General features: G+C 63.4%; 19 protein-coding genes and 1 riboswitch. Of the genes, 7 read left to right on the top strand and 12 right to left on the bottom strand.

The features are described from left to right. Positions 1-61: 61 nt before the first annotated feature. Entirely contained in the window at positions 62-673 is a 612-nt protein-coding gene (locus N7568_RS10330) for an NADPH-dependent FMN reductase (protein WP_261609738.1), read from the bottom strand. 186 nt (positions 674-859) lie between these two features. On the opposite strand from N7568_RS10330, the gene N7568_RS10335 reads away from it, so the two are divergent. From N7568_RS10335 to N7568_RS10360, 6 genes are all read left to right on the top strand, one after another. Next, a complete protein-coding gene (locus tag N7568_RS10335; RefSeq protein WP_261609739.1) occupies positions 860-2056 on the top strand; it encodes a Re/Si-specific NAD(P)(+) transhydrogenase subunit alpha in 1197 nt (398 codons plus the stop codon). Continuing rightward, complete coding sequence (locus N7568_RS10340; protein ID WP_261609740.1) at positions 2056-2388, top strand: NAD(P) transhydrogenase subunit alpha; 333 nt, start codon at positions 2056-2058, stop codon at positions 2386-2388. The genes N7568_RS10335 and N7568_RS10340 overlap by 1 nt, the downstream gene beginning before the upstream one ends. Continuing rightward, positions 2385-3758 (top strand): NAD(P)(+) transhydrogenase (Re/Si-specific) subunit beta, encoded by a 1374-nt coding sequence (locus N7568_RS10345; RefSeq protein WP_261609741.1) that lies wholly within the window; start codon positions 2385-2387, stop codon positions 3756-3758. Before N7568_RS10340 ends, N7568_RS10345 begins: the two co-directional genes overlap by 4 nt. Positions 3759-3864: 106 nt before the next feature. Then, positions 3865-4119, top strand: coding sequence for a hypothetical protein (locus N7568_RS10350; RefSeq protein ID WP_231340401.1), 255 nt, complete (start codon positions 3865-3867; stop codon positions 4117-4119). 109 nt (positions 4120-4228) lie between these two features. Beyond that, on the top strand, positions 4229-4576 hold the full coding sequence (locus tag N7568_RS10355) for a hypothetical protein (RefSeq protein ID WP_261609742.1): 348 nt from the start codon (positions 4229-4231) through the stop codon (positions 4574-4576). Positions 4577-4582: 6 nt separating this feature from the next. Then, the gene (locus tag N7568_RS10360) at positions 4583-5140 is read left to right on the top strand and encodes a dihydrofolate reductase family protein (RefSeq protein ID WP_261609743.1); all 558 of its coding nucleotides are present in this window, start codon (positions 4583-4585) and stop codon (positions 5138-5140) included. Between the two features lie 6 nt (positions 5141-5146). Here the strand turns inward: N7568_RS10360 and N7568_RS10365 are convergent, their stop codons facing one another. From N7568_RS10365 to speB, 11 genes are all read right to left on the bottom strand, one after another. Beyond that, the gene (locus tag N7568_RS10365) at positions 5147-5881 is read right to left on the bottom strand and encodes a maleate cis-trans isomerase family protein (protein ID WP_261609744.1); all 735 of its coding nucleotides are present in this window, start codon (positions 5879-5881) and stop codon (positions 5147-5149) included. Between the two features lie 8 nt (positions 5882-5889). After that, positions 5890-7329, bottom strand: a complete 1440-nt coding sequence (locus N7568_RS10370; RefSeq protein WP_261609745.1) for an amidohydrolase family protein — start codon at positions 7327-7329, stop codon at positions 5890-5892. A 28-nt stretch (positions 7330-7357) separates the two neighbouring features. Continuing rightward, the gene (locus N7568_RS10375; RefSeq protein ID WP_261609746.1) at positions 7358-8185 is read right to left on the bottom strand and encodes an aspartate/glutamate racemase family protein; all 828 of its coding nucleotides are present in this window, start codon (positions 8183-8185) and stop codon (positions 7358-7360) included. After that, complete coding sequence (locus N7568_RS10380; RefSeq protein WP_261609747.1) at positions 8182-8865, bottom strand: GntR family transcriptional regulator; 684 nt, start codon at positions 8863-8865, stop codon at positions 8182-8184. Before N7568_RS10380 ends, N7568_RS10375 begins: the two co-directional genes overlap by 4 nt. Before the next feature lie 104 nt (positions 8866-8969). Then, the gene (locus N7568_RS10385) at positions 8970-10319 is read right to left on the bottom strand and encodes an MFS transporter (protein ID WP_261609748.1); all 1350 of its coding nucleotides are present in this window, start codon (positions 10317-10319) and stop codon (positions 8970-8972) included. 316 nt (positions 10320-10635) lie between these two features. Next, positions 10636-11529 (bottom strand): amino acid-binding protein, encoded by an 894-nt coding sequence (locus N7568_RS10390; protein ID WP_261609749.1) that lies wholly within the window; start codon positions 11527-11529, stop codon positions 10636-10638. Between the two features lie 171 nt (positions 11530-11700). After that, on the bottom strand, positions 11701-12165 hold the full coding sequence (gene mscL / locus N7568_RS10395) for a large conductance mechanosensitive channel protein MscL (protein WP_261609750.1): 465 nt from the start codon (positions 12163-12165) through the stop codon (positions 11701-11703). A gap of 155 nt (positions 12166-12320) precedes the next feature. After that, positions 12321-13646, bottom strand: a complete 1326-nt coding sequence (locus N7568_RS10400) for a D-arabinono-1,4-lactone oxidase (RefSeq protein ID WP_261609751.1) — start codon at positions 13644-13646, stop codon at positions 12321-12323. Then, on the bottom strand, positions 13643-15163 hold the full coding sequence (locus N7568_RS10405; RefSeq protein WP_261609752.1) for an aminobutyraldehyde dehydrogenase: 1521 nt from the start codon (positions 15161-15163) through the stop codon (positions 13643-13645). Before N7568_RS10405 ends, N7568_RS10400 begins: the two co-directional genes overlap by 4 nt. Before the next feature lie 59 nt (positions 15164-15222). Beyond that, positions 15223-16662 carry a purine-cytosine permease family protein gene (locus N7568_RS10410; RefSeq protein WP_261609753.1) on the bottom strand — a complete coding sequence of 480 codons (1440 nt, stop codon included), beginning with the start codon at positions 16660-16662 and terminating at the stop codon, positions 15223-15225. Beyond that, positions 16659-17663, bottom strand: coding sequence for an agmatinase (gene speB, locus N7568_RS10415; RefSeq protein WP_261609754.1), 1005 nt, complete (start codon positions 17661-17663; stop codon positions 16659-16661). The genes N7568_RS10410 and speB overlap by 4 nt, the downstream gene beginning before the upstream one ends. Positions 17664-17886: 223 nt before the next feature. Here speB and N7568_RS10420 point away from each other — a divergent pair, with 223 nt between their 5' ends. Continuing rightward, positions 17887-19416 (top strand): PucR family transcriptional regulator, encoded by a 1530-nt coding sequence (locus tag N7568_RS10420; RefSeq protein WP_261609755.1) that lies wholly within the window; start codon positions 17887-17889, stop codon positions 19414-19416. Positions 19417-19491: 75 nt separating this feature from the next. Beyond that, a riboswitch (glycine riboswitch) is annotated at positions 19492-19590 on the top strand. Positions 19591-19714: the final 124 nt, after the last annotated feature.

Below are 19714 nucleotides of genomic sequence, written 5' to 3' on the forward strand. Positions count from 1 at the left end.
ATGACTGTGGATGCCTGTCAGCGGGTGCCGCAGCGGGGCTGGGAGCGGCACCCGCGGCCGCCTAGCGCGTCAGTTTGGCGGAGTCCGGTTCCGGGTCACCGATGTGGCCGGGGGCGTTGGCGGCGAGGACACGCTGCACGAACGCGCTGTACTCCTCCATGTAGTGCCGCAACAGCCCGGCAGTACCTTCGTCCTTGACTGAACCGTCGTCGTCGTAAGCGTCTGCCACGAAGCGGATATAGGCCTCGGGCGCGTTCAGTTGCGGTGCGTCCAGGAAGCTCAGCACGCTGCGCATGGATGACTGCATCACTGCGGTGCCAATGCCGCCCGGCGACGCCCCGATGATCCCCGTGGGCTTCCGGGCGAACGAGTTGGTTCCCCATGGGCGCGAACCCCAGTCAATGGCGTTCTTCAGCGCACCCGGGATGGAACGGTTGTATTCAGGGGAGACAAACAGGATCCCGTCCGACGCGGCGATGGCATCTTTCAGTTCCCGGCCTGCGGGAGGGAAATCGGCGTCGTAATCGGAGCTGTAGAGGGGGAGGTCCTTAATGGCGATCTCATGGAACTCCAGCTCCGGGGGTGCCACGCTGATCAGGGCCTTGGAGAGGACCCGGTTGATGGAATTGCTTGCCAGGCTTCCGACGAAATAGCCGATTTTGAAGGTGTCCATAGCGGCGTTCCTTTCCGACGGCACGGCCGGAACCGACTCGTCGACGGTGTGGTGGCTGGTTGCCCCCAGCTTCAACCGACCCTAGTGGACTTGTGCACGTAGCGCAGCCCCTACTCCCGCCGGGACCCTTGCGGTCATAGACTCATGCCAACTGGTTTCTGGAGGGTTCGGGAAGAGGGGTGGCGGGTGAAAGCAGGTATAGCGCGCGAGGTGCTCGACGGCGAGCGACGTGTGGCCGCCACGCCTGAAACGGTCAAGCAATTGGCCGGGTTGGGCCTGGAAGTCCAGATCGAGTCCGGGGCCGGATCAGCCTCCGGTCATAGCGACGACGATTACCGGCAGGCCGGCGCCTCCGTGGTCCAATCCCTGGACCTCGGGACACTGGATGTCTACTGCCACGTGCGCCCCATGGAACCGTCGACGGCGGGAGCCCTTCGCCGGGGCTCTGTCACAGTCGGCTTGGGGTCGCCGTCCTCGGAGTTACCTACCGTGAGGGCGCTCGCCGCCGGTGGGATCACATCCTTCGCCCTTGAGCTGGTTCCCCGTATTTCGCGTGCACAATCCATGGATGCGTTGACATCCCAGGCCTTGGTGGCGGGGTATCGGTGCGTCCTTGAAGCAGCTATGCGGTTGCCTCGGTTCTTCCCGCTGTACATGACGGCGGCGGGGACCATTCCACCGGCCCGCGTGTTGGTGCTGGGCGCCGGTGTTGCCGGTCTCCAGGCGATCGGAACAGCCAAGCGGCTCGGCGCCCGGGTTTCCGCCAACGACATTCGCCCGGCTTCGGCTGACGAAGTAGCGTCCATGGGCGGAACGTTCATCAAGCTTGACCTCGAAACCGCAGAGGCATCCGGTGGGTACGCACGTGAATTGAGCGCGGACCGCGGCGCATTGCAACGGGCACTCTTGGCGCCTCACGTTGCCCAGGCGGACGTGTTGATTACCACGGCCGCCGTCCCTGGCAGGCGCGCACCCCTGCTGGTCAGCCGCGAGATGGTGCAGGGCATGAGGCCAGGTTCCGTGGTGGTTGACCTGGCGGCGGAATCCGGCGGCAATGTTGAGGGGAGCATTCCCGGGCAGGACATCCCCATAACCACCGCTGACGGTCAGGGGGTTGTGACGCTGGTGGGAATCAAGGATGCCGCGTCAGCGATGCCCGCGGACGCGTCGCGCCTTTACGCCAAGAACGTGGCCAACCTCCTGGCCCTCATGACCAAGGACGGAGTGGTTTCCCCGGACTTTGACGATGAAGTGGTTGCAGGCACGTGCCTCACCCACCACGGCGAGGTCCGGCACGCACCCACATCCGAGGCACTCACCGCGCTCGCCGAGGAAACGGCACCCGTTGGAAGTATTCATCCCGGAACCGAAGGAGCGCGCTGATGGACGGCATGAGCCTGCTGACGATCACCGTGCTGGCCGTTTTTGTTGGCTTTGAGGTTGTTTCGAAGGTCTCCAGCACCCTGCACACACCCCTCATGTCCGGGGCGAACGCGATCCACGGCATCATCCTGGTGGGGGCCATCATCGTGGCTGGACAGGCCGCCGATCCGTGGGTGCTGGCGGTCGCCCTGCTGGCGGTCGTCCTGGCCACGGCCAACCTCGTGGGCGGGTTCGTGGTGACTGACCGCATGCTGGAAATGTTCCGGGGACGGCAACGGCCGCCGTCGAAAGTTGATGCCGTGGAAACCGTGGCTAAGGAGCGCCACCAGTGACGCTGCTCAATCCCACCTGGACGGCACTCCTGTACCTGGCCGCGGCGGCGTGCTTCATTCTCGCGCTGAAGGGCCTGAACTCACCACGAACCGCCCGGCGCGGCAACCTCATTGGAGCATTCGGCGCGCTGCTTGCCGTGGTGACGGTGTTTGTGTCCGTGAAGCTGGACAACATTCCCTGGATTCTAGGGGCCATCGCGGTCGGTTCCGGTGTGGCGGCGCCGGTGGCCCGCCGGGTGCAAATGACGCAGATGCCGCAACTCGTGGCCCTCTTCAACGGCGTGGGCGGTGGCGCTGCGGCACTCGTGGCGTTGCTGGAGCTTCCACATACGGACGACTCCTGGGTTCGGGTGGCCATCGTCTTCACGCTGCTGGTGGGTGCAGTTTCCTTTGCGGGCTCCGGTGTCACCTTTGCCAAACTCCAAGGGCTCATGACCACGCGGCCGGTGACGTTCCCCGGCCTGCCCGCGCTGATGGCGGTGGTGTTGCTGGCGGCCGTGGGCGCCGGTGTTGTGGTGATCCTGAACGGTTGGGTGCTCCTCGCACTGGTCCTGTTGGTCCTGGGGCTTGTGGCAGGCATCCTGCTGGTGCTTCCGGTGGGTGGCGCTGACGTGCCGATCGTCATTTCACTCCTGAATGCCTTCACTGGCCTGGCTGTGGCGGCGTCCGGGCTGGTGTTGGGGAACGTCCTGCTTGTTGTTGCCGGCACCTTGGTGGGTGCCTCGGGCACCATCCTTACCCGGGCCATGGCCGCCGCGATGGGCCGCAGCGTCGCAGGCATCATGTTCGGAGCGTTCAAGGGTGGATCCACTGCCGGATCCACGGCCGTGAGTGAGCGGCCGGTCCGGTCCTCCAGCGCGGAGGACGTCGCAGTGCTGCTCGGCTATGCACAGCGCGTGATTATCGTTCCCGGATATGGCCTTGCAGTAGCCCAAGGGCAGCACACTGCTGCCGAGCTTGCTTTGGCCCTGGAAGCACGGGGGATTGAGGTGGATTTCGCCATCCACCCCGTGGCGGGCCGGATGCCGGGGCATATGAACGTGCTGCTTGCGGAGGCCAACGTGCCGTACGAGTCACTGAAGGAAATGGGCGACATCAACTCCGAGTTCAAGACGGCCGATGTTGCCTTGGTGGTGGGAGCCAACGATGTGGTCAATCCGGCTGCGAAGACCACTTCGGGTTCGCCGATTTACGGAATGCCCATCCTGGAGGTTGCCGACGCCCGGCAGGTGGTGTTCCTCAAACGCTCCATGCGCCCCGGGTTTGCCGGTATCGAGAATGAACTGTTGTACGAACCCCAAACCACCCTGCTGTTTGGCGATGCGAAAGACTCGCTGACCAAGGTCCTGGGTGCCGTGAAGGGACTCTAGGAAAACCGTATTTCTCCTTTTTTGGGCCTCTTAACCGCGTCACGTATGCATCGGTGGAGGCACAGGTCTTGTACAGAACCATGTACAGCAGGCTAGGAGTCATCGAGTGCAAGACCGTAAGAAAGAGTCGTTGTTTGGGTCGCGCTTCGTCCCCGCACAGGGTAAGAGCGTCACCAATTGGAGGTTGCTGGTTGGCCAAACCGTTCAAATTTGGCGTGGTGACGACATCGTGGACCAAGGCACGGTGGAGACCGTAACTCCTGACGGCAGCGTTCTGTGGCTTACCCAGAAGGGAGCGATTGGACGGCGGATGGTGACCAAGGAACGGGGAGCCCGCCTTCGGATCCAACTGATCAACTAAGGGGCAGCGCCCACCGGCCGTGGGCCTTCCCGGGCGTCCGCCGCCGTCCTAAGCTGGGCTGCACGAGTTAACGAAACCAGCCAAGCCCACATCCCAGCGAGGTTATGCCATGACCGTGAAACTCAACAAGAAGGCCCTGGACCACGCAAAGCATCTGGTCCGCGACGGCAAGGTGGTCAAGGACGCCCGCGACGACTGGAGCGAGCACGCCCCATCCACCAAGGACGAGAACACATTTCTGGACAAGCACGGGCACGCTGAATACTCCAAGTGGTTCCTCGGCGTGGATGACGAACACCCGGACGACCAAAAAGGCCACTACAAGTTCCCCATCGGCGACTTCAAAAAGATCCATCGCTGCGGTGTCATCGCCGCGGAGAGCCGCGCGGGCCAGTATGACTACGACGACATTCGTGAGGCTTTGGGGAAGCTTCTTGAAAAGATCGACGAAGACTGACCTGTCATGGCCAAGCTCATCTACTCAGCCATCATGTCCTTGGACGGCTTCATTGCGGACGCCGAGGGCAACTTCGACTGGGGTGTGCCGGACCAGGAAGTGCACAGGTTCATCAATGCTCGTGAGCGGACCGTGCAGCACTACCTCTACGGCAGGCGGCTTTACGACGTGATGAGCGCCTGGGACAGCTGGGACACCTCGTCCGAGCCGGCCCACATTGATGCCTTTGCCCAGTTGTGGAGGCAGGCCCAGAAGCTGGTGTTTTCCCGAACCCTGAAGGAGCCCTCTACCGGGAACACCCGGATTGTGAGCGAATTCAACGCCGGGGAGGTGCGGGAGCTCAAAGCCTCCGCCAACAATGACATCCTGATTGGTGGGCCTGAACTCGCTACACAAGCGTTTCAGGATGGGCTGGTGGATGAATGCCAGCTGTACATCGTGCCGATATTGGTCGGTGCCGGAAAGAAGGGCCTGCCGGAAGGTATCGGTGCGAAGTTGGAACTCCTGCAAGAACGCACCTTCGGCAACGGCACCGTCTTCCTCAGGTACCGCGTGCCCAGCTAACGGGCCCTATGCCGGATCTGCCAGCAAGCGCCCCCATTTCGGGTCGAGCAGCGGAGCACCGGCCAGCTTCAGCGCATGCCACAAAGTGACCGCTACGGAGTCGAGTACGGGAACACCAGTACGAGCCTCCACCTCGGCAGTGATATTGGCGCCGTACAAATTGGTGCACAAATACACCAAGGCATCGGGGTGCGAAGCCGCCAATTCAAGGGAGCCCGGGAGCATCTCGTCGTCAGTAACCCGCGCAAAAGACTCGTTATCGCTCAAGTCCAAGTGTCGGTGGTCAATGGTCTTGACTCCTTCGCAGCCGTAAGAGCCAATCACGGCTTCATTCACATCCGCGGTGTAGGGCGTGAACAGCCCGATCCTCTCGGTTCCGAAAGCCGCAAACGCCTCGAGGTAGGCGAGTGTGGAAGTCGTGGCCGGGATGCCCGTGACTTCGGTGATCTCGCGGACCACCGCATGGTCATGCGCGGCGCCCAGCCACGATCCGGAGGTCCCGTTCCACGCGATCACGTCCACATTTGCCGTGGCCAGGAGCTCGGCGGCGGCACGCATCACGGACAAATCGAACTGCTTGTCGGATGAATCGTCCAGGGCAATGCGTGTGACAGGGATGCGCGTGGAATGGATGGTGACGTCGTGGCGATCGCCGAGGATCCTGTAGCTCTGCGGTTCCAGGCAGGTGTTGGACGACGGGACGATCATGCCGATGCGGGTGGGGCGGTTATCTGAAGGCATGGTGGCTCCTAGGCAGTAGTAGACGCGGCAGGAATAGGCAGGGGGCCGGCGAGGGCGTGGCGATGTTCCGCGAAGCCGTTCCGGGCGATGAAACGTCCCACAGGTCCGGGATCGTGGAAGCCGTCTTCGTCGATAACCACCAGGCCGGCAGAGACAACCACATCAGGCCACCCGTTCAGTGTTTTCCCTTCGAAAGGCGAGAAATCAGTCCCCATGTGCAGCGCGCCGCCGTCGACGACTCGCTGGGTGGAGGGATCGAAGATCACCAGGTCAGCATCGAATCCCTCCACGATGGCACCCTTGCGCGGCAGAGCGTTGATCCGTGCGGGACCGGCGGAGAAGACCTCGACAAAGTCCTCCACGGAACCCCCGGATTCAGGTACCAAAGCGGTGAAGCTCACCGGCATGCGGGTCTCTACGCCAGGCAAGCCATGCGGCATGTAGCGGACGTCGTCAGTTCGCTCGCGTTTCTGTGAGAGGTCGTAGCAGGAGTGGTCCGAGGAAACAGTGTGGATAGCCCCGGAGGTGAGGCGGTCCTTCAGCGCAGCCACCGTTTCGGCGCTGCGCATGGGCGGGCAGCATGCGTACCATTCCGGGAACGCGGAACCGTAGACAGTGTCATCCAAGGTCAGGTAGTGCGGGCATGTCTCAGAGTAGGCTTCCTGCCCGCGCTCGCGGGCCGCGGTCACCAGATCCACGGCACCGGGCGTTGACTGGTGCACGAAGTACACGGGTGCTCCGGTGTACTCGGCCATCGCAAGGGTCTCCTTGACGGAGACTTCCTCGGCGAGTTCGGGCCGCGTCCGGTGCAGGTGCTCAATGCCGATGAGGCCATCAGAAGCATGCTGTTCCGTGCAGTCGGCAATAATGGCATCGTGCTCAGCATGGATGTAGGTGAGACCATCCAACCTGACCATTTCACGCATGACCTTCAGGACCGTGTCGCCGTCCGCCATGGTGGAGCCGCGGTTGGTGGTGTACATCTTCACTGACCGGACGCCCTCGGCAGCGAGCCGCTCCAGCTGCCACGGCACGGTTTCGTCCCAACTGACCACAGATCCGTGCAGGGCCACATCACAACGCGACTCGGTGGCCAGACGCTTCTTGTTCAACACGGCATCGAGCGGAGTTTCCTGGGCATCGCGGGGGATACCGAAGTCGATAATGGTGGTGGTGCCACCCCACAGGGCAGCTGTCGAGGTGGTTCGATAGTCATCCAGCGTACGGAAACGGCCGGTCACCTGTGCGACGTGGCAGTGGCCGTCCACGCCTCCGGGGATGACCAGCTTGCCGGACGCCTCAATGGTTTTCGCGGCGGCAGGTACGGCTTCGGCTGCGTCGACGAGCTGGCTGATCCGGCCACCGTCCACCACCACGTGGGCGTTCCGTCGGCCGAAGCTATTGACCACTGTGCCGTGGGCGATGACGAGATCCGGGAGTTGGGACATCGTTGTCCTCCTTTGTTCTTGAAAGTTTCTAGACAGTGGTGGAAAAGCTGGTGGAAAGGCGCGTCGACTGTGCGGCTGCAAGGGCGGCGTCGAGGTTTTTCGACAGGCCTCGGCGGGCTTTCACGGGCGGAGAAGCGAACGAGCCCCCGCGATGGGTTCCCGAGCGAAGGGCCACCACGGCTTCCGTCATGCGGATGCCGGCCGAGATGCCGTCAACCACAGGCACGGGGATCTGTCCTTCGAGCTCGCGGGCCAGGCCAGCGAGCGGCGCACCTGCCAGGATCACGACGTCGGCGCCGTCCTCTTCGACTGCTTGCCGGCTGAGTGCCAGGAGGGTTTCCTTGAAGTCGGCCTGCACCGAGCCGATGGAATTCAGGCTTTGGTTGATGGAGCGGATGGACGCGAGGCGGCCGCCAAAGCCGAACCGCTCCACACAGTCCAGGTACCAGGCCTGGATGCGGTCGGAGATGGCGATGATGGAGAAGCGGTGGCCTTGGAGCGCGGCTGCACACAGGGCGGCTTCGGTGATCCCGATGACCGGTACGTCGACCAACTCTTTCAAAGCCGGCATACCAGGGTCCCCGAACGCAGCCACGATGACGCCGTCCACGGGACCGCCGTCGTCGGCGCCGTCGTGCTCGGGGCCACTGCCGCCGTCGTGCGCGTATTCGGCGAGCAGTTCGGCAACCGCACCAGCGGCGATGAGTGCTTCGAACCGCGTCTCGATGTATTCGACGCCGTGCCCGGCGGTCCGCACGATCAGCTCGGTATTGGGTCCTGCCGACCTTAGGGCTTCGGCCTCGATCAGGGCGGTGACATCGTCACTGATATTGGGGTTGATGACCAGGAGTTTCATGGTTTCTTCCGTTGCAGCTTGGGGTCGGAGGCGCTGGAATCCTGCGGGAACTGCTCGCGGTACTTGCCGATGTGCGACGCCGATTGGGCGGCGGCGCGGTCCGGGTCGCCACTGGCGATGGCGGCGTAGAGGTCGCGGTGTTCCTGGATGAGTTCGGGGAGGTCGCTGACGTGGCGGAAGAGCCAGTGCATGCGCCCCTGCAGGGGTTCCAGCGCGGAGCGGAGAAAGTCGTTGTTGGCGATGCGCGTGATGGCATCGTGGAATTCGCTGTTGGCGCGGTGTGCTTCAAGAATGGAGCCCTTGGCCAGGCAGCGATCGGCCTCGGCCAGGAGCCCTTGGAGATATTTGAGGTCTTCCGCAGTGGCGCGTTTGGAGGCCAGCCGGCAGGCAAGGACCTCAAGGGACTGGCGGACGTCGAAGAGGTCTTCAACGTCCTTGGGGCTCAGCCCGCTGACTTCAGAGCCGCGCCCGGAGCGGTCCTGGATCAGGCCCTCCTGCCGGAGCATGCGAAGTGCTTCGCGGATAGGGAGGCGGGAGACGTTGAATTCGGCTGCCAGATCGCGTTCCACCAACCGGGTGCCGGGCGCATAGTGGCCTTCAAAAATCCTTGAACGGAGCGTGTCACGCACTGACTCCCGGAGGGGTCGGTCAGCGTTCTTCGTGTCTTCTGCGGCTAGCATTTCCAGCTCCATTTCGTGATGTGTGAGGCAGTGCGCCCGGCGACCCGGCGGGCGTCCGGCCATCCGGCGGTTCAGGACCGTACGGCCGGCCCGGTCGATGCGAGTTAGACCGGGAGTCGCTTGTTGTAATCCAGGACCAGCACCGAGACGCCCATGACCACTGCGGATCCAACAAAGTACAGCAGTGCCCAAGTGTAGGAACCGGTGGCTCCGACAATCAGGCCTACCACAATCGGCGTGACGAATCCGGCAATGTTGCCGCTGAAGTTCATGGCACCACCCAGGACGCCGGCGTTGGTTCGGCCGCCAAGGATGGACGGGATGGACCAGAACAGGCCAACCCAGCGCAGGAAGAACAGGACGACCGAGAGAAGCACGACGGCGGTGATCGGGTCTGCGACCACGGTGACACCTACGAGGCCGCCCACCACTACGACGCTGGAGATGCCCAGCAGAGTACGCATGACGCGGTTGGCGGATGCGCCGGATGCCCGCCACTTGTCCGCGATGATGCCGCCCAGGATTTCACCGACGAAGCCCGCGCCGAAGATGACGAACGTGGACCAGCCGATGGTCTTCAGGTCGAAGCCCTTGGCCTGGGCCAGGTACAGCGGGCCCCAAGTCAGCAGGCCGTAGAAGACGCCGTTGAAGCCAAGCCATCCAAAGCACATGGCCCAGAAGGACCGGAACTTCAAATAGGGGAGGAGCGCGCGCTTACCTTGGGCGCCTTCTTTCGCGGCCTCGGCATCGTCCTCGGCGTGGGAAGCCTCGATATAGGCCGCCTCGGCCTCATTGACGCCTTTGTGTTGGCGGGGGTTGTCGCGGATGTACCACCAGACTGCCAAGCCCATCAGGATGGTTGCGGCACCTGCAATGATGAAGGACATCCGCCAGCTGCCGGTGGAGGCGATCAGCCAGGTGATCAGGATGCCGCCCAGGCCCGCGCCCAAGGGAGCGCCGGCATCAAGGATGGTGGCCCCGCGGCCACGTTCCTTCTTGTGCATCCAGATGGCGTTGAGCTTGCCGCCGGCCGGCATGACGCCTGCCTCGGTGACGCCGATACCCAAACGTGCGATGAACATGCTGAGGAAGCCGCCGGCGAAACCGGAAGCGGCCGTGGCTGCACCCCAGCCGATGCAGGAGGCGGTGACCATCTTGCGGGGGCCGAATTTATCGATCAGCCAACCGACTGGTATTTGCATCAGGGCATAGGTCCAGAAGAAGGCCGACAGCAAGAGCCCGACGAGCTCGGGTGGCAGGTTGAATTCCTTTTGGATGATGGGCAGGGCTACGGAGATGGATCCACGGTCGATGTAATTGACCGCGACGAGGACCAGAAGCAGGATGAAGAGCTTCCAGCGGACGTTCGTGCGTCGCTGCACGCCGTTCTTGCCGGATGTGGGCTCGTTTTCCTGGGTTTCCTCGGTTGCCAGTTGGGTGTTTTGGGGAGACACAGCTTCTCCTTCATTAGGAGTCGACGGGTGGAATGTCTTTGGGGGGATGAGCCGGGCGGGATACCGCTGCAGCCTGAGCCGTTCCGGCGGCAACTGTTGTGGCCCCTGCTCGTTGATTGAGTGGGGTCACAGCCGGAGCGGATCTTTTGGGATCCCGTTTTGGGATCCCAAAAACTAAGTTAGATGTGACGCGCCACACTGTCAAGGGGTTTGGTATACCTAATCTTCACACCAAATGTGACCGATCGCGATGCCGTCCCTCAAGCCGCCTCGTCCCGGCCTTTTCCGCCGAAAGTGGAAGGGCGGAGATAGGAATCTAGCGGGCTGCCGCCTTCGTGGGCTCCTGACGGTATGCCAAAATTTCGGCGAGTTCGGCCAGCCTGTGTGCGCGAGCCGATTCCGCCGGCGAAAACGGCTCGCCCGGCCTGGAGAAGACCAGCGGGCCGTGCCACGCCGTCGGGATTTTGAGGATGTCAGGGGACGGCCCGACGATTGCACTCGTGTGGGGAGCCGGGCGTTCCGGATCGAGCGGGACAACTTTGGCCGAAAGAAGCTCAGCAACGGCGTGCGGAAGTTCCTCCGGGTTCCCGGCGATGCGGGTGGCGAGACTCAAAGCCTTGGTTTGGCCATCAGCCATGGCCAAAGCCGTGGTGGGCCAAACGTGGGACTCGCGCCCACCGCCGTCGTCCAGTGCCTTCAGCAGTTCAAACTCGGTGACGCCGCCCGGAGCGGAGAGGACGAACTCGTCCATGACTGTTTGGCTTTGGCCACTTGAAAGAGGCCCCGGTCCGGTCATTGGATGGACATGGAGGCTGAGGATGTTGCTGTTCAGCTTGGCCAGTGCTTGGGTGATTTTCTGCAAGGATCCGGGCTGGTCGAGCAGCACGGTCCGAGCACGCCACAAGGACGGTGCCAGATTGAGTGTGCGTCGCTGCCGAAGAGCCGGCGCGTGCAACCAACGCCTGAGGACTTTCGCGGCTGACGGCTCGGCTACCCAGATGACCAGCACCGTGGCCGTGACTGCCAGAAGCAGGACCTTGGCTACGTAGGGCAGATGGGTTTCCACCACTGCCGCATGAACCAGCAGTTCGATGGGAAGCATCACCGCGATATTGGCCAGGGTGAGCCGGGCTTTGGGCGGTTCGGGCAGCTGGCCGCAGGCGTCACAGAGGAGATCCGCGGTGACGGGAGTGCTCGGGTTGGGCTTCATGTTTTCATGCTGCCCTGCCCCTGTTTCGTACCCGTTGCCTGTGAGTCACGTTCTGGGGACTGGCAGGTTTCGCGGTACAGGCCGGCACGCAAAAGCCCGGCATTCCCACGGGGAGAACGCCGGGCTCAGGCCAAGCAACTGGGAGGGAACGCCCGCGGAGAGCGGCCGGTCCTAGCGGGTGCGGTCGGAATCGAAGTCCGCGTCCAGGTCGGAAGCCTGGCCTGCGTTTCGGGCGGCAGCGGCGTCCTTCAGAAGGTCGCGGATTTCGGCCAGAAGCGCGGTATCTGCCGGCAGCGGCTCTTCCTCGGGCTCCTCGGTGGAGAGGCGGTCCTTGACCAGGGAATTGATCTTGTTCATGGGCGCCACGAAAATGAAGTAGACCACGGCGGCGGTGATCACGAAGGTCACAAGCGCCGTCAGCACGGCGCCGATGTTGACCATCGTGGCCGGGTTGTTTTCCCAGATCCTAAAGCCGAGCCCGTCGGCGTTCATGCCTCCGGCGGCGGCGATGACGGGATTGATGATGTTGTTGGTGAAGGCAGTGACGAGTGCGGTGAACGCACTGCCGATGACCACGGCAATGGCCAGCTCGATCACGTTGCCGCGAAGTATGAAGTCCTTGAAACCCTTGAACATGGATGGTCCTCCGAATAGGTGCAGTGTCTGCCTCCAGCAGAGAACAAACTACCACTCCGGGGTTTCAAGATGGTGTAACCGGGATGTGGGAGAGGGTTGGCGGGAGGGGCCGGGAGGTGAGAGCTCCCGGCCCGCCCCGTCAGGCAGCCAGTCAATCAGGCGAGCAGCGACCTGGTGTGGTCGTTGAGGAACATTCCGCGGGGATCGAATTCGCGGCGGACCTGGATGAAGGTGTCCAGCTCCGGGTAGAGGCGTTCCAGCCGGCTCCGGGTCATGAAATGGATCTTCCCCCAGTGGGCGCGCGGCTCGAATTCCTGGAGCACGGCGTCGGCGTCGCGGAAGAACTGCCAGTAGTCGGTACCGGGCTCGGTGGTCAGGGTAATGACAGTGCTGTCGCGGCCTTGGAACTGGGACATGTAGGCGTCGTCGGACTTCACCCAGCGGACCTCCACGGGATACTTCTGCTCGGGGTACTTGCTGCGGATCAGGTCCTGGATGGCCTCGACAGCAACCATGCCGTCCTCGCTGCGCACAAAGTACTCGAGCTCATGGAACTGGGTAGTGAAGCCACCCGGGTAGATCCGGTAGGAACGGTCCAGTCGGGCACCCTCAACAGTGGAAATTTCATCCTCGTTCTGAATCGAAGCGACGTTGTACCGCTTGGTGTAGCTGCGGCCACCCATACTGTGATCCGGCGAGCCGGGGAGGTCCAACAGCTCACAGGAGTCATCCTCCGGGCACCAGAGGAACGAGTAATGCCGGTTGTCATCGATGTCCGCCTGCCACGTGGCGGTGGTTTCTGCCCAGGTGGGATACGTGATCTGTTCCTGCAGGTAGTAGCTGTCCTCAACGGCCAACTCGACTTCCAGGAAGATCCCCAACGTTCCCAGGGCTGTCTGTGCGGCACGGAGTTCGCGGAGCTGGCCCTCGCCGATCTCCACGATTTCGCCGTAGCCGTTGATCAGCTTCACCCAGCGCAGTTTGGAGGAGAAGCTGCCCAAATCCTTACCGGATCCGTGGGTGCTGGTGGCCAGGGCGCCGGCGATCTGCTGCTTGTCGATGTCGCCCTGGTTGCTGAGCGCCAGTCCCTTCTCCCAGAGGGCATCCCCGAAAGCGTTGATGGTGGTGCCGGCAAGCGCACGGGCCCGGCGTCCGGGCTGGTCAGTGCCCGTAATGGCCGAGAGCCCGGACATGTCCATCAGCACGCCGCCGGTCTGGACCAACGGTGAGGAGGAGTGCCCTGAGCCGACCGCCCGCACTGGCAAACCTTCGCGGATGGCGAACCGGACGGCGTCGAGCGCTTCTTGTTCATTCCTGGGCCGCACGGTGAAGGCGGGCGTCGCGCTCTGGTTGCCGCCCCAGTTGGTCCACGTGGCGTCCGTGGTGAAGGGGACTGTGGGAGTGGCTGCGGCCGGTGCGCCCGAGGCCCGGGAAGCATGAGTGGTCATGGTGAAAGCTCCGTTGCTTGTCTGAACGCTCACGCGCCGTGGTTGATCATGACGTGCTTGGTGCGCGAGTAGTCATCCAGGGCGTAGAGCGAGAGGTCGCGGCCGTAACCGGAACCTTTGAATCCGCCCCACGGTACCTCGCATGCCAGCACCAGATGCGCATTGACCCACACCGTACCGAAGTCCAGCTGCTTGGGAATGCGGAGGGAAAGGCTTGAATCGCGCGTCCACACCGAGGCCGACAAACCGTAGGGACTCTCGTTCGCGCGGGTCACGGCTTCCTCAGTGGTGCTGAAGGTTTCCACCGTGACTACTGGTCCGAAGATCTCGTGCGTGGCGATGTGCGCGCCCGCCGGTACGTTGCTGATGACCGTGGGTTCGATGAAGTAGCCGGGACCTTCCAGCGCCGAACCACCCAGAGCGATGTTGAGCCCGGCGGCCCGCGCCTCTGCCAGCGATTCCTTGACCCGCTCATAATGCGGGAGGGAGATCATGGGACCGATTTCGACGTCGTCACCCGCCTCGGGCGCGCCGACCACCAAGGTACTGACCTCCCGGACCAGGTGCTCGGTGAATTCCTCAGCCACGGATTCGTGAACCAGGACGCGGCAGGCAGCGCCGCAGTCCTGGCCGGCGTTCCAGAAGCCGGCGTTGCGGACGCCGGCAGCGGCGGCGCGGAGGTCGGCGTCGGGGAAGACCACAACGGGAGCCTTGCCGCCGAGTTCCAAGTGGACGCGCTTGACGGACTTCGCGGCAGTTTCAGCCACGGCCTGGCCACTGACCACACTGCCGGTCAGTGCCACCAAGGCAATGTCGGGGTGTTCCGACAGTCGCTGGCCGACAGTCCGGCCGCGGCCGGTGACGACGTTGAGGATGCCATCCGGAATGCGTCCGGCCAGCACTTCCACCAGCTTCAGCGTGGACAATGGGGTCTGCTCGGAGGGCTTGATGACAATGCTGTTACCGGCGGCGAGGATGGGGGCGATCTTCCAGGCAGCCATCAGCAGCGGGTAGTTCCAGGGAGTGATGACGCCGACGACGCCCACGGGTTCGCGCAGGATCACGGACGTGTGGTCCGTGGCGTAGTCGCCGCCGGCCATGGAGGTCAGGGTGCGTGAGGCCCCGGCCATGAACCGGAAGGTGTCGATGGTGCTGGAGACATCGTCCTCGGACACGGCCCGTGGCTTGCCGGTGTTGGCCGATTCGATGGCCTCGAACGCGTCCCGGTTCTCCTCGATGATGTTCGCAATGAGGTTCAGGACGTCAGCGCGTTCCTTCGGGGTAGTGGCACCCCAGCTCTTTTGGGCCACGACGGCGGCGGCAACAGCGACGTCGACATCATCGGCCGTGCCGGCCTGCACTGAGGCGATGACCTGCTCCGTGGTGGGATCCACGACGTCGATGGACTGGCCCGAGGAGCCGGGGACGAAGGAACCGTTGATGAAGTGCCCGGCAGGCGGCAGTTGCAGAGGCAGAGCAGGGACGCTGTCGAAGTCTGGAGAACCGGCTTCTGAGCGTCGGACGGTGAACTGTTCGGTCTGGGTGGTCATGATGCTTCGCTTTCAGAGGAGGTGCTGGTCAGGGGAGGGGCTGATCAGATGAGGGCTGGTCAGATCAGGTCCGGGGTGAGTGCAGTGGCGGGAAAGGGGGCGGCTTCTGACTTCTTGCCGAAGACCCGTGCCGCTACGTAATACAGGGGAGCGACAACGACGAGGCCGACGATCCAGGAGATGTCCACGCCGCCCATCGCTGCGGCCAAGGGGCCCGTGTAGATGGCGGTGGCCGAGAACGGGACCTGGATCAGGGCGCCTGCCACGTAGGAGCCGATGGCGACCCAATTGAACCGCCCGTATACGCCGCCGTCGCGCTTGAAGAAGTCTTCAACCCGGTACTCACCGTGGCGGAGAAGGTAGTAATCCACCAGGTTGATGGCCGTCCACGGAACCAGGACGTACATGAGGAAGGACAGGAAGTTGGTGTAGAAGAGGATGAAGTTGTCGCGGGCAAAGAGGGCGATGGAGACGGCGACGACGAAGAGGATGATCGCGGCGATGCTGCGGGTCTTGGCTCGCGGTAACCAGGAGGGCTTGAACGTCTGCCCGATAGTGAGGGTGCACAGGACGCCGCAGTAGAGGTTCATGGCGTTCGAGGCTGCGACGCCCAGGCAGAAGATGCCCACGATGATCAGCGTCCACGGCTGAAGCAGTGCACCCAGGCTGCCGACGATTTCGACGTCGCCGGTGCTCATGGAGACAGCGAGCGTGCCCACCAAAGCGCCCAGGATCATGGGGAACAGCGTTCCCAGCACGCAACCTGAGTAGGACGCCCAGAAGGCCGGGGCGGAGCCAGTGCCCTGCGGCATGTAGCGGGAGTAGTCGGAGACGTAGGGTGCGTAGGCCAACTGCCACAGGGCGGAGACGGAGATGGTCCCCATGAAGCCAACCCAGTTGAAGTTGCCCGTCTCCAGGAAGTTGCCGGGCAATCCGTGGACCACCAGGATCCAGCCGAACGCCAGCAGCAGGGCCAGGCCGGCCGCGACGCTGAGGACGCGTGCGTAGGCGTGGATGAGGCGGTAGCCGAAAATCGTGGCAATAACACTGACGATGCCAATGATGATGATGCCTGCATCAACGCTGATGCCAGGGCTGACGGCGGCCATTGCCTCGCCGCCAAACACCAGGTTCGCGGCGAAGAAGCCGACGTACATGACCACCACGATGACCACGATCAACAAGGCGCCGAAGGAACCGAACTGGCCGCGGGTCTGGATCATCTGCGCAACCCCCAGTTGGGGTCCTTGGGCCGAGTGCAGCGCCATGAAGATGCCGCCCACCACGTTCCCGATGATGATGCCCACGATCGCCGGGACGAAGCCCAGGCCAAAGACCGTGGTGGCGAGTCCGCCGGTCACGATGGTCATGATCATGATGTTGGAGCCGAACCAGATGGTGAAGAGGTCGCGGGCCTTGCCGTGGCGCTCGTTGGCGGGGATCGGCTGGATGGTCTTGTCCTCGAGCCGGGGAACTTCAGTTGTTGGCGCGGTGCTCATGATGCGGTCCGGGAAGCCGAGGCCAGTTCACGGCCAACGGCGCTGTTTGCCTTGCTGCGGTTCACCATGAGCCCCAAAAGGTCGAACACCAAGGTGGCGGCGGCAACCGTGGTGATGTCAGCGTGGTCGTACGCCGGAGCGACTTCAACGACGTCGGCGCCCACGATGTTGATGCCATTCAGTCCGCGGAGCAGGGCCAGAAGTTCGCGGGAGTGGAGCCCGCCCATCTCCGGGGTGCCGGTGCCGGGTGCGAAGGCCGGATCCAGCACGTCGATGTCGATGGAAACGTAAACGGGGGTGTCGCCGAGCCGGTCCTTCACGCGCTGGATGGCGGCCGGAACTCCGATGACGTCCAGGTCCGAGCAGCGGATGATCTGGAATCCGAACTCGTGGTCGCGGAGGAAGTCGTTTCGGTCATAGACCGGGCCGCGGATACCCACGTGCATGGACTTGTCCTCCACCAACAGGCCTTCTTCGAACGCCCGCCGGAAGATGGTGCCATGCGTGATCGGCTGGTCGAAGTACGTATCCCAGGTGTCCAGGTGGGCGTCGAAGTGCAGCAGCGCTACCGGGCCGTGGACCTTGTTCAGGGCCCTCAGCATGGGAAGGGCGATGGTGTGGTCGCCACCGATCGAGATGAGCCGCTTGTCCTCGCTCATCAAAGGCAATGCCTGCTCCTCGATCTCACGGACTGCCCGGGTGATGTCATAGGGGGTGCAGGCGATGTCGCCGGCGTCCACTACCTGGGCTTCGTACACGGGTTCAACGTCGAGCTCCGGGTGGTACCCCGGACGGAGGAGGCGGGAAGCCTCGCGGACTGCGGCAGGACCGAAACGGGCGCCGGGCCGGAAGGAGGTTCCGCCGTCGAACGGTACGCCGACGATCGCAATGTCGTAGTCGGGAACACGGTCGATTTGGGGGAGACGGGCGAAGGTGCCGAGGCCTGCAAACCGGGGGACTTTGGTTGCGTCGACAGGGCCGATGGGCTTGTGCGTTGTCATTGACGGATCCTTGGGTTGAGGGGTGCTCGCCGTTGAGCGGGAAGTAAGTAATTCCATTGTTGGTGACGCGGATCACTCCGGATAGCGATACATTGACTACAAATGGGTGAGCCGTTTAGACGAATGTCTAAGTGCTGCTGAATACGGCGCCACCACCGGCGCAAACAGGCGGCGCAAACCACCGGCGCCACCGGCGCAAACCAAGGAATCCGGAGACTAAGACATGGCAATCACCGTCGGTGAACTCGTCGCCGAACCACAGCTGGGACTCACCCTCCTGGCAGGATCGGCAGGCCTGGACAACCGCATCACCTGGGCGCACACCTCGGACCTGCCCAGGCTGTGGGAGTGGGTCACGGGCGGCGAGCTCATGATGACCAACGGCCTGTCCATTCCCGCCGATGCGGACGGGCAGGTGGCGCTCGCCGAGGCCCTCATGGACAGCGGCGCGAGTGCCTTGGCGATCGGCGAAAAGATGCACGCCCCACCACTGACGGCGGAATTCCTCGAGGCGTGCAACCGGCTCCCCCTGCCCTTGGTCAACATCCCGTACCCGCTGCCGTTCATCGCCATCGCCCGGTCGGTTGCCGAGTCCTCCCTGCTCGAAGAGTCCCGCCGGCTGCGGCAAACGGCCCGTGTCTACGATCTGCTCCGCACTGCCGGCGCCTCGGAGGACCATTGGCAGAGCCTGGTCCAGCGGTTGGCGACCGAGCTGGACGCTGACCTGTTCGTGGTGGATCGCCGCTGCCTCCACCCCTGGCACCCGGACGGGCAAGCGCTCCCGGTGTTCCTCGCGGAAGAATGGGCTCCCCTGTCCGGGCAGGTGGGCCTCGCGGGGAAGAACTTCCAGTGGCACCGGATCCGGGGCAGGCATGTGCTCACCATGGATATTCCTACGCATGCCAACGCGCTCCTGGTGGTGCTGCCCAACAGCGAACCGCACCCGGACGCCGTCGTACTTCTTCATGCGGCAACCGTGCTGGGACTGCAACTTTCGCGCATTGTGCTGTCCTTGGAAGGCCGGCACCGCTTGGCCGGCGAGTTCCTGCTGCAGGCCACGGACGGGCGGCTGGGTGCGGCAGAGATAGAGAGCCGGCTGGCAGCTTTTGATGTTCCGCCCCAGGACTTCCTGCTCGCCTCCATGTCGGCGGACGCCTTCAGGTCGGCGGACGCTTCCAAGCCAGCCGACGACGGCGACAGGTTGGCAAACGTGCACATCGAACTGTGGCGGCACGGGGTTGCGTCGGCGTCGTTGAAGCGTAACAACAGGCTTCATGTGGTGGTCCCGGCTGACGTGCCTGACGACGTCCTGATGCATTGTGCCGGTGCGGATGCTGCCATCGGGATCAGCGCCCCGGCAGCCGTTGCCACCATCCAGCGGGCGTTGCAGGAGTCTCTCTGGGCGCTTGGTTCCGCCCGCGCCAACAAGCTGGGGCTGGCCCGCTATGCGGAGGGGCCGTCATGGCTGGGCCTGACCGGTTTTGAGGAAGGAACGGCACTGGTCCGGCGTCTTCTCGGCCCAATTTTTGACTACGAGCAGAGCCGGGAAGGCGATCTCATTGTCACCTTGAGGACGTATTTGGACTCGCAGCGTTCGTGGCAAAAGACCGCGACGGCGCTGTTCGCGCACCGCCAAACCATCATCTACCGGATCCGGAAAATCGGCGAGCTGACGGGGCTGGACATGGGTGAGACATCCACAGTTGCCCAGCTCTGGTTTGCGCTGCAGATCCATGAGGCGATGCATCAGTAGCTTCAGCTTGCTTGCGCTTTTTCGAATCCACCCGCTATGGTGTGAAGCGTGTCACTTACAGTGATGCAACGCTTTTGATCTGCGGCGGGAGAGTCCTGCCGGTACATCCAGTCAGGCGCCGTAGGAGCAAATCCTCCCCAGGAATCTCTCAGGCCCATGTACCGCCGCGGTTAGGCAACTCTGGAAAGCAGTCCGGGAAACCGGGCTCACCGACGGTGCAAGCAGGCAACCATCCCTGCGGAATCTCTCAGGTCCAATACAGAGCGGGGAGGAACCCCACATCATCGTGGCGCTCACT

Origin of the sequence: Paenarthrobacter aurescens (genome assembly GCF_025421775.1) — a bacterium.
Taxonomy (GTDB): Bacteria; Actinomycetota; Actinomycetes; order Actinomycetales; family Micrococcaceae; genus Arthrobacter; species Arthrobacter aurescens_B.